Below are 10,192 nucleotides of genomic sequence, written 5' to 3' on the forward strand. Positions count from 1 at the left end.
CCACTTGGGCCGCAGCGTTCTCGCTGGCCGGACGATGCAACGTTACTGAGCGCCTGATGCGTGGCGGCTCCTGTCGTTTAAACTCAATGGGCATTCGCGGACGGCTGCTTCGGTGGCTGCACCTTGTGCATCAACGGCACCAGCAACACCGCGACAACAAAGCACGCCATGATCATCAGGAACGCGTCGGCATAGGTCAGCGTCTGCGCCTCACGCCATGTCAGCGCCCACAGTTGATGCAGTGCAAACTGGCTCGCATCCAGGCTGTTTTGCCCAAGCAACTGAGCGTTACCCGAAAGCTGGTCAAGCCAGACATTCATGGATTCGTTCTGGATGTTCAGGTGCTCGGCCAGGCGAAGGAAATGCAGGTTGGTGCGGTCGTTGAGCACCGTAGCGCAAGCGGCGATGCCGATGGCGCCGCCGAGGTTGCGCATCAGGTTGAACAGCCCTGAGGCAAGCTTCAGTCGGTCGGGGGCCAGTGCACCGAGGGTCAGGGTCACCACGGGTGGCACGGTTATTTGTTGGGCGAACCCGCGTATGGCTTGCGGCAACAGCAGTTCCCTGGCGCCCCAGTCGTGGGTGATGGGGGAGAAGTCCCACATCGACAGGGCGAACAGCGATAAGCCGAACATCAGGATCCAGCGTAAGTCGAAACGGCTGGCCAGCACTGCGTACACCGGGATGGCCAGCAACTGGAACACCCCCGTGGAAAACACTGCAAGGCCGATATCCAGCGAGCCATACCCACGCACTCGGCCAAGAAACAGCGGCGTGAGGTAGATGGTGGCGAAAATGCCGATGCCGGTAATGAACGAAAATAGGCAGCCCAGGGCGAAGTTTCGGTCCCGCAGAGCGCGCAGGTCGACAATCGGCTCCTTGATTTCTAGGCAGCGCCAGATAAACAGGCCGCCGCTGATGGCGGTGATCCAGGCAGTGGTGGCGATGGTGCTGTCACTGAACCAGTTCCAGCGCGGGCCTTCTTCGAGGGTGTATTCCAGGCAGCCGAGAAACACCGCCATCAAGCCCATGCCGATGTAGTCGGCACCCTTGAGCAACGACGGGTTGGGGCGGTCGACCTTAACCAGCATCGGCACGGCAAAGGTCACAAACAGGCCGGGCAGCAGGTTGATGTAGAACAGCCAGTGCCAGGAGGAAATGTCGGTGATCCAGCCGCCGACAGCCGGGCCCAACGTGGGCGCGAGGGACGCGATGGCGCCGATGGTAGACGCGGCGATCACCCGTTGCTTGCCGTTGAAATACATGAACGCGGTGGTGAACACCAACGGGATCATCGAGCCCCCCAGAAACCCCTGCAAGGCGCGAAACGCGATCATGCTCTGGATGTTCCAGGCCAGCGCGCAGAGCAGGCTGGTCAGGGTAAACCCCGCCGCCGAGGCCGCGAACAGCCAGCGCGTGCTCATCACTCGTGAGAGCCAGCCCGACATGGGAATCACGATGATTTCCGCGATCAGGTAGGCGGTCTGCACCCACGCCGTATCGTCCGCTCCGGCAGACAGCCCGCCGCCGATGTCCTTGAGCGAGGCGGACACGATCTGAATGTCGATCAGGGCGATGAACATGCCCACGCACATGGTGGCGAAGGCCGCGACCTTTTGCGCGGTGCTGAGGGTGGGTAACGGGCTGCTCATAGCTGGGCCTTGAGTGCGCTGGCCTGGTCGTCGAACACCTCCTGGGTGTTGACCTTGGCCATCACCGACAAGCCTGGGCGCAGGGCGCCGAATTCGGCGTCGCTGCCGTCGAGCCGCACACGTACCGGCACGCGTTGCACGATTTTGGTGAAGTTGCCGGTCGCATTCTCTGGCGGCAACACGCTGAACTGCGCACCGGTGGCGGGAGCCAGACTCTCGATGTGCCCGTGGAATTCACGGCCGGGGAGGATGTCGGCGCGGATACTCACGCTTTGCCCGATCTGCAGGCGCCCCAACTGGTCTTCCTTGAAGTTGGCGTCTACCCAAAGCCCTTTTGCCGGTACCACCGAGATCAGTTGGCTGCCGGCCGCGGCGTAGGCTCCGACCCGGGCGCGGCGGTTGCCCACATACCCGTCCACCGGTGCTCGCAGTTCGGTGTAGCCGATATTCAGTTGGGCTTGGTCGCGTTCGGCTTGCGCCTGTTGCAGTGCCGCACGCGCTTGGCCGCGCTGGGTTTCAATCACGTCGATTTGCCGGCGTGCGGCCATCAACCCGGCTTGCGCCCGGGAGTGGTCGGCGCGTGCGGTCTTCCACACCGCGTTGACCCGTTGTGCACTTTCGACCGACACAGCCTGGCTGCGCACCAGGTTCTGGTACCGCGTTTGATCATCGCCGGCCCGTTGCGACTCGGCGTCCGTGGCGTCGATTTGTGCCTTGGCCTGGTTGATCACCGCCAGTTGCAGTTGTTCGGTGGCATCCAGGTTGGCCAGGCTGGCTTGTTGCGCGGCCACGGCGCCATCGGCCTTGGCCAGGGCGGTGCGGTAGTCGCGCACGTCGATGCGCGCCAATACGTCGCCAGCATGCACGAACTGATTGTCCAGCACCGTCACTTCGCTGATATAGCCGGGCACCTTGGCGCTGATCACGGTCACATCCGCGCCCACATAGGCATCGTCGGTGTCTTCAACAAATCGACTGACCAGCCACCAGTGGCTCGCGTACCACACGCCGCCCGCCACAGCGAGGGTCAGCAAACCCAGCCGCACTGCCTGTTTGCGCCGGGATGGTTTTGCGGGTTCGGGCACAGCGCTGACTGGAGCGTCCATGGCGAAATGACCTCATTCAAAATTAGTGGGGGAAGGGGCTGACCAAATGATCTTTGTCCGCGTAGACACGGCCGGTTCGTGCGCGCCATAGCGTCAACGGTTCGGCATCGGCGGCAACATGCACTCGGTGGCCATCGCGGGTGATGGGGTTGCCAGTGTTGGTGTCCATTAACCCCAGTGCCACGGGGCGCCCAGTGGCTTCGTCGGCGAGAAACACCTTGTTCGAACCCTCTGCGTGCCGCGCACCCCAGGCCATCAGCGTGAGGATGACTTGCCGCAGGTCCCGGCCGGATTCGGTGAGGTGGTACTCATGGCGCGGCGGGTTGTTCTGGTACGAGTGCCGCTCCAGCAACCCGTTGGCCACCAACGTGTTCAAGCGGCGGGTCAGCGTGTTTGAAGCGATGCCGAGGCTGGCAAGAAACTCATCGAAGCGGCGCAATCCGTAGAACGCGTCCCTCAGGATCAACAGGCTCCAGCCATCACCAATGTGCTCCAGAGCACGGGCGACCGGACAAGGCATGGACTGAAAACTGGCTTTCTTCATCATGATCACCCGCACCAAATGAACAATATTACATTCATAATATTGCATGGTGGCTTTCATAATGAAAGTCACTTGAGAAATTATTTGTTACGTTGATGTAGCGTCTGCAGAAGTCCCTCTGAGCGGCGCTGTAACTGTCTGAGTTGGCGTTGGTAGCGCAACAGGTCGTGGTGAGACTGGGCCAGATTGTCGCGGCTCAGTCGCGGGAGGTGATGTTCTCCCGTCAGCACATACAGCACATCCACCCCAACAGCAGCAATCGCAGCGAGGTAGTTGGCCTTGGGCGACCGGCTGGCATCCTCGTAGTGCCGCTGGGCATTGGTTTCCACGCCGCCGGCCTCCCCCAAGGCGCGCTTGGACAGTGTCAGGCGTAGTCGTTTTTCACGTAAGCGTGCGCCGATCGTCATCGTGGTACGTCCCTGTGTGCGCCTGCGTGATCCATCCTTGGTGAGCGGCATTGGGCAGGTAAAGTGACCGGGACGTAAATGGTTTTGCCTAGGCCTCGGCGGGCGTGGCCGATTGGGGCTGGCGGGCCAGCTCTGGCCGAGGGCGTTGCAACGCTTGCAGCAGGCAGCGGGTGGCCACGCGGTCGGTGTCTGACAGGTCGCGGCCGAACGCGTCGGTACGGGTGACTACATAGCGCATTTGCCTGCAGCTGGCCTGGGCTTTTTCGCCTGGTGTTGCGTTTTCAGAACGGGCTGTCGGCGACACCGCACAAGCGTCTCAGACGTGACTGACACGCGAGGCCGGTAGGGCGTGCAGCGCCTCCATCGGGAGGGGGGTTGCCAGCTTAAAAGAGTGAGTACGTAATTGCGTACATCGAAACCGCTGATGTTGAAAAAAACTCTAGCTATTTCAAGGAGATATGGCGGGAGTCCGAGCCTCGTTTCCCGCTCCAAGCATTACGAAAAAAGCCACTCTAACGAGTGGCTTTTTTTTGCCTGCGATTTATGGAAGGAGACGCTTTGGCGTCTTTTTTTGTTTTCGTAGAAACCTCTGATGCACAGCGCGCATCGGCCTCAAGCGTTCACGCCGCCATCGACCAGCAGACCTGCACCGGTGATCTGCTTGGCGCCGGGGCTGGCAAGGAAGGCCACCGCCGCCGCAACGTCTTCGCTGGTGCCGTAATGGCCCAACGCGATGCCGGCCTTGCTGGCGGCGGCTTTCTCGCTGTCGGCGGGGTTCATATCGGTGTCGGTGGGGCCGGGGTGGACGATATTGACGGTGATGCCGCGCGGCCCCAGGTCGCGGGCCAGGCCTTGGGTGAAGGCGATCAGTGCGGATTTGCTCATGGAGTAAATGCTCAGGCCGGCTGCGGGAACCTGCTCGGCCAGGCAACTGCCCAGGTTGATGATGCGTCCGCCGTCCGGCAGGTGCGCCAGCGCGGCCTGGCTGGCGAGGATGACGGACTTGATGTTGACGTCGATCACCGCGTCCAGCGTGGCCAAGTCCAGGGTTTCGAGCGTGCCGTACTGAAAAATGCCGGCGTTGTTGACCAGTATGTCCAACCCGCCGAGCGCCTCTGCAGCCTGGTCTACCGAGTTCTTCACCGCTTGCGCGTCGGCGCTGTCGGCCTGCAAGGCGAAGGCCTTGCGCCCGGTCGCCTTGATCTGCGCCACAACGGCTTCAGCTTTTTCCCGCGAGCGCTCGTAAGTAATCACCACGTCGGCACCTTCTGCTGCCAGTGCCAGTGCAATCGCCTTGCCGATACCACGGCTTGCGCCCGTTACCAGGGCGCGTTTTCCGTTGAGAGTGGTCATGTGAGCTGCCTTTCTGTGTTGATCGTTATATAAATATGCTGAGGTTGTTCCAGGGCTGTCAATCAATTACTGTGGTGATCGATACAGAAATAGGAGTCACCCATGTCTATCCGAGGTCGTCCACGCAATTTCGACCGTGACCAGGCACTCGATGCCGCGATGACGCTGTTCTGGGAAAAAGGCTACAGCGCAACGTCGATTTCAGAGCTGTGCAGCGCCATGGACATCGGCTCCCCCAGCCTGTACGCCGCGTTCACCAGCAAGGAGGCGCTGTACGTCGAGGCGGTGACGCGCTATCGGGAGGTCGTCACCCCGTCGATCTGGAAGCCGGTGTATGAGGTTTCACCCGTGCGTGAGGCGGTAGAGCAGTTCCTGATGGAATCCGCCGACGTGCTCACGTTGAAAGGCCGGCCCGGTGGCTGCATGGTGACCCTGTCAAACGTCGGCAGTGAAGGGCCGCAATCCCTTGGCTGCTGGGTGCAGGTTCTGCGTCAAACTGGTGTGATGAAACTTGAAGAGCGAATCGCCGAGGCTGTTGCCGAGGGAGAGTTGCCCGCCGACACCGATGTTCAGACCTTCGCCAGGTTCATCATTGGCGTACAGCAGGGCATGTCGGTGCAGGCTCGGGATGGGGCCTCCCGCGAAAGTCTGCAGCAGGTGGCGCGGATGGCGATGACGGTCTGGCCGGTGTGTAGTCAAGACTGACTCAACGGGTAGGTCTGGTGTCCTGTGATTTTCTAGAGGGATTTGGATATGAGCACTGAACTCGATAGCGCCCTGCACGAGCAAATAAAACAGTATTCACGCGTGGGTGACGCGTTGGCTGAACAAGGAAAATACGAGGCTGCAATAGCCGAATATAACGCCGCGTGGCAGTTGGTGCCTGAGCCAAAAAACGACTGGCAAGCGTCAACCTGGATTCTGGCGGCAATAGCCGACGCCTGTTTTCTGTCGGGCTACAAGGGTTCTGCGCGTGATGCGTTGCAGTATGCGATGACCTGTCCTGGTGCCATTGGCAACCCCTTTCTGCACTTGCGGCTCGGGCAGGTTTATCTCGATGAAGGGCAAGAGGACCGTGCGGCAGACGAGTTGATGCGGGCCTACATGGGCGCTGGGGCAGACATTTTTGCCAATGAAAGTCCGCACTACTTAAGTTTCTTAAAAGCCTGGGCAACGTTGTGACGACTGGGTAACGCTTGTTACCCATTGGCGGCTGCCCCCTCCAACCACCCTTTCTTCCCCACGCAACGGCATTCCAAAAACGACCCGATACTTTCCTGTAAGCGACCTGCTGCTGTCGAGGCGTACCTCTGTAACTATCTGATTTAAGTGAAAAAAATATTATTTATTTTGTGTTCTATGTGAATTCTATTTGTATACACAGAAAATACATCCTATTGACCCGCACTTTCCCCCATGCCAGTCTGGCTTCGCCCGGCAGTCTTTTTCAGCGCTGAACCCCTTGTTTTCGCGTCACTCCTTCCTCTGGCAACCAGAGGTCCGACACTACAAATAAAATGAGATCGAGGCACGCCATGAAGAAACTTTGGAAAACGGTTTGTGCGGTTGCACTGATGGGGATGGTGATTCTTCCGGTGCAGGCAGAAGAAAAAACCATCACGGTTGGAACGATGTCCTGGGAGGACTTGACCCCCATTACCGGCATTACCAAGAAGGTCCTGGAGAATGCCGGTTACACCGTCAAGGTCGTCGAGTTTTCCGAAATCGGCATCGCGTATGCCGCGTTGACCAAAGGCGATGTGCAGGTACTGGCCTCGCAGACCGACTACGCCACCCAGGACTATTGGAACAAGAACAAGAACCGCCTGGAAAAACTCTCTCCGGTTTCCTACGGCTTGTACCAGGCAATCGCGGTGCCCAAGTACGTCGACATCGATTCCCTGGACCAACTCAATGACAACGCCGAGAAGTTCAGCGGCAAGATCGTCGGCATCGAACCCGGCTCGGGCTTGATGAGCGATGCCAACAAGGCCGTCAAGGACTATGGCCTCAAGCTGCAATTGCTCGAAGGCAGCACCGCCGCCATGACCGCCGCGCTCAAGTCGGCGGTCGACCGCAAGGAATGGGTTGCGGTCACGATCTGGGAGCCGTCGTGGATGGCCCAGAAGTTCGACCTCAAGTTCCTCAAGGACCCAAAAGGCTCCTTCGCGCCGCCCCAGGCTTACTACTGGATCGGTCATAAAGGCTTTGCCGCCGAATACCCCCATGCCCGTGAGGTCATCGCCAGCGTGTACGTGCCATTGGCCGACATCACCGCCATCAACGGTGTGGTCAAGGACGGCAAGACCATGGATGAAGCGGTCGCCGGTTGGGCCGACAACCACGCAGATCTGATGAAACGCTGGGCCAATATCAAACAATAAGCATCGACCTTTTTTTGCCACTGCCAGGTACGGATAACGCGTTCTGATCCATTAGAAAAACCAGCCCGACTGGTTCAATAGGCTCAAAGATGACAACGGTCAAAATAGACACCAACGAAGTGCTCGTGGATTGCCAGTCGGTCTGGAAAATCTTCGGTCAGAATGCCAAGGCGGCGATGGACGCGGTGGTAAGCAGGGGGCTCGGCAAGACCCAGGTGTTGCAGGATTTCAGCTGTGTAGTAGGGGTGTCGGATGTCAGCCTGCAGGTTCGCCGCGGTGAGATTTTTTGCATCATGGGCTTGTCCGGCAGTGGCAAGTCGACCCTGATCCGCTTGCTGAACAAATTGATCACCCCCAGCGCCGGCAAGGTGCTGGTCAAGGGTAAGGATCTGTCTGCCCTATCGCCCGCGCAGTTGCGGGATGTGCGGGCGAAAAACATCGGCATGGTGTTCCAGAGCGTGGCGTTGCTGCCTAACCGCACGGTGTTGGAAAACACCGCCTTCGGTCTAGAAGTGCAGGGCGTCGGCAAGGCTGAGCGCTACAAGGTGGCGGAGCGTGCGTTGGCCAAGGTCGGTTTGACCGACTGGGCCTCGCGTTACCCCAGCGAATTGTCGGGTGGCATGCAGCAGCGTGTCGGGCTGGCCCGTGCGCTGACTGCTGACCCTGAGATTATCCTGATGGATGAGCCGTTCAGCGCACTCGACCCGTTGATCCGTCGCCAGTTGCAGGACGAGTTCCGTCAACTCACCAAGGAACTGGGCAAGTCCGCGGTGTTCATCACCCACGACCTGGAGGAGGCGATCCGCATCGGTGATCGCATCGCCATCATGAAGGACGGGGTGATCATCCAGGTCGGCACCGCCGAAGAGATCGTGCTGAACCCGGCCGATGATTACGTCGCCGAATTCGTCGCGGGCATCTCGCGCTTGCACCTGGTCAAGGCCCATTCGGTGATGACGCCGATTGCGCTCTACACACGAGCGTTCCCGCTGTGCGATTTCTCTCGATTGCCCCAGACCTCCCCCGACACGGATATCGATGCGCTGATCGGGTTGACCATGAACGCCGACCTTGAACCCCTGGCTGTGGTCGAGCACGGCGTGGTGGTCGGCGTGATCACCGCCAAGGACCTGTTGCGCGGCGTGCAGGGCATCCCCAACGACGCCCAGGCGCTGGCTCCCGTGTTGGAGACTTCGTCATGAGCGTCCCGGATTTCTCGGTGCAGTTCGATGCGGCCGTCGACGCGGGCCTGATGTGGCTGCAGGACAACGGCGAGGCGTTTTTCGAGGGGGCCAATACCGCGCTGACTGGCGTGTTCAAGGCCGTGCAGTGGTGTCTCGCTGCGCCGCCGTTCTACGTGATTGCCCTGGCGGTCGGCCTGCTGGGCTGGCGCATGGTGGGTGCACGGTTTGCGCTGCTGTCGGCGATGGCGTTGCTGGTGTGCAGTTTTATCGGCCTGTGGCCGGAAACCGTCGGCACCTTGGCCCTGGTGCTCACCGCCACCTTGCTGGCACTGCTGGTGGCGATACCGCTGGGCGTGCTGGCCGGGTTGACGCCGGCGTTCGACCGCGTGGTCGACCCGTGCCTGGACCTGGTGCAAACGTTGCCACCCTATATCTACCTTCTGCCGGCCATCGCCTTGCTCGGGTACGGCCCCGCTACCGCGTTGCTGGCGACCTTTATTGTTGCGGTGCCGCCGGCCTTGCGCCTGACCTCGCTGGGTATTCGCATGACGCCCAAGGAGTTCGTCGAACTCGGCGACGCGAGCGGCGTGACCGGCCTGCAGATGTTCTTCAAGATCCGCCTGCCGTTCGCCATGCCCAGCATCATGGCCGGGGTCAACCAGAGCCTGATGATGGCGTTCGGCATGGTGGTCATCGCCGGGATCGTCGGTTCCGGGGGCTTGGGCGAAACCATCTACGGCGCGGTGCGCACCTTGGATATCGCCAAGTCGATCAACGCCGCACTGGCCATCGTTATTCTTACCATGATTCTCGACCGCCTCGCGCAGGCTGCTGCCCAGGCGCGCAAGGGAGCCAGCCAATGAACGTGACGGACTTCCGTTTTTCCCCGGGCGCATTCCTGGCACCGGCCATCGATTGGTTGAACGCAAACCTGCACGGCCTGTTCGTGATCATCAGCAAGATCATCGAAGCCACATTGGGCGCCATCGAAACGGTGTTGCTCGCGCCGCCTGCGTATGGGCTGATTGCCGTGGTGGTGCTGGCGGCATGGGGCCTGGCCAAGTGGCGCGTGGCACTGTTTGCCGGGCTGATGTTGGCGTTCTGCCTGTTCGCCGGGCTGTGGGTGGCGTCGATGCAGACCATCGCACTGGTCTCGGTGGCGGTGCTGATTTCTGTCAGCGTCGCGTTTCCCCTGGGTATTCTTGCCGCAAGAGTCAAGCGCGTGGACGCGGCGCTGCTGCCGATCCTCAACATCATGCAAACCGTGCCGCCGTGGGTGTACCTGATCCCGGCAGTGATGCTGTTCAGCCTGGGCCGTGTGCCGGCGATCATCGCCACCATCGTGTATGGCATTCCACCGATGTTGCGCTTGACCACTCTGGCCTTCAAGCAACTGCCCAAGGACCTGCTGGAGTTGGGCCAGGCCATGGGTGCGTCGCCTCGGCACATCCTGTTCAAGATCGAGTTGCCCACGGCCGCGCCCACGCTGTTGGTCGGGCTCAATCAGTGCATCCTGCTGTCGCTGGCGATGGTGGTGCTGGCCGGGTTGGTGGGGGCAGGGGGGC

Annotated in this window: 12 protein-coding genes; 6 read left to right on the top strand and 6 right to left on the bottom strand. The window is 60.5% G+C overall.

Translation table 11 applies throughout. From position 1 onward, the window contains the following. Positions 1-83 precede the first annotated feature (83 nt). The 6 genes from HX803_RS24040 to HX803_RS24065 form a co-directional block, all read right to left on the bottom strand. Entirely contained in the window at positions 84-1,649 is a 1,566-nt protein-coding gene (locus HX803_RS24040) for a DHA2 family efflux MFS transporter permease subunit (protein ID WP_178924105.1), read from the bottom strand. Continuing rightward, a complete protein-coding gene (locus HX803_RS24045) occupies positions 1,646-2,755 on the bottom strand; it encodes an HlyD family secretion protein (protein WP_178924106.1) in 1,110 nt (369 codons plus the stop codon). Before HX803_RS24045 ends, HX803_RS24040 begins: the two co-directional genes overlap by 4 nt. Before the next feature lie 22 nt (positions 2,756-2,777). Beyond that, positions 2,778-3,302, bottom strand: a complete 525-nt coding sequence (locus HX803_RS24050) for a helix-turn-helix domain-containing protein (protein WP_256732924.1) — start codon at positions 3,300-3,302, stop codon at positions 2,778-2,780. A gap of 77 nt (positions 3,303-3,379) precedes the next feature. Beyond that, the gene (locus tag HX803_RS24055) at positions 3,380-3,706 is read right to left on the bottom strand and encodes a helix-turn-helix domain-containing protein (protein WP_178924108.1); all 327 of its coding nucleotides are present in this window, start codon (positions 3,704-3,706) and stop codon (positions 3,380-3,382) included. Positions 3,707-3,794: 88 nt separating this feature from the next. Beyond that, positions 3,795-3,944: a hypothetical protein gene (locus tag HX803_RS24060; protein WP_178924110.1), complete on the bottom strand. Its 150-nt coding sequence runs from the start codon at positions 3,942-3,944 to the stop codon at positions 3,795-3,797. A 374-nt stretch (positions 3,945-4,318) separates the two neighbouring features. Further along, positions 4,319-5,059 (bottom strand): 3-oxoacyl-ACP reductase family protein, encoded by a 741-nt coding sequence (locus HX803_RS24065; protein ID WP_178924112.1) that lies wholly within the window; start codon positions 5,057-5,059, stop codon positions 4,319-4,321. Between the two features lie 102 nt (positions 5,060-5,161). Here HX803_RS24065 and HX803_RS24070 point away from each other — a divergent pair, with 102 nt between their 5' ends. The 6 genes from HX803_RS24070 to HX803_RS24095 form a co-directional block, all read left to right on the top strand. Continuing rightward, on the top strand, positions 5,162-5,764 hold the full coding sequence (locus HX803_RS24070) for a TetR/AcrR family transcriptional regulator (protein WP_178924114.1): 603 nt from the start codon (positions 5,162-5,164) through the stop codon (positions 5,762-5,764). A 48-nt stretch (positions 5,765-5,812) separates the two neighbouring features. Beyond that, positions 5,813-6,241, top strand: coding sequence for a M48 family metallopeptidase (locus tag HX803_RS24075; RefSeq protein WP_178924116.1), 429 nt, complete (start codon positions 5,813-5,815; stop codon positions 6,239-6,241). A 353-nt stretch (positions 6,242-6,594) separates the two neighbouring features. Then, on the top strand, positions 6,595-7,443 hold the full coding sequence (locus HX803_RS24080) for a glycine betaine ABC transporter substrate-binding protein (protein ID WP_178924118.1): 849 nt from the start codon (positions 6,595-6,597) through the stop codon (positions 7,441-7,443). A gap of 89 nt (positions 7,444-7,532) precedes the next feature. Next, positions 7,533-8,645 carry a glycine betaine/L-proline ABC transporter ATP-binding protein gene (locus tag HX803_RS24085; protein WP_178924120.1) on the top strand — a complete coding sequence of 371 codons (1,113 nt, stop codon included), beginning with the start codon at positions 7,533-7,535 and terminating at the stop codon, positions 8,643-8,645. Next, a complete protein-coding gene (locus tag HX803_RS24090) occupies positions 8,642-9,490 on the top strand; it encodes a proline/glycine betaine ABC transporter permease (protein ID WP_178924122.1) in 849 nt (282 codons plus the stop codon). Before HX803_RS24085 ends, HX803_RS24090 begins: the two co-directional genes overlap by 4 nt. Further along, the coding region (locus HX803_RS24095; protein WP_178924124.1) for a proline/glycine betaine ABC transporter permease at positions 9,487-10,192 on the top strand (706 nt) is incomplete at its 3' end. The genes HX803_RS24090 and HX803_RS24095, both read left to right, overlap by 4 nt.

This window comes from Pseudomonas sp. P7548 (assembly GCF_013386585.1).
Classification (GTDB): domain Bacteria; phylum Pseudomonadota; class Gammaproteobacteria; order Pseudomonadales; family Pseudomonadaceae; genus Aquipseudomonas.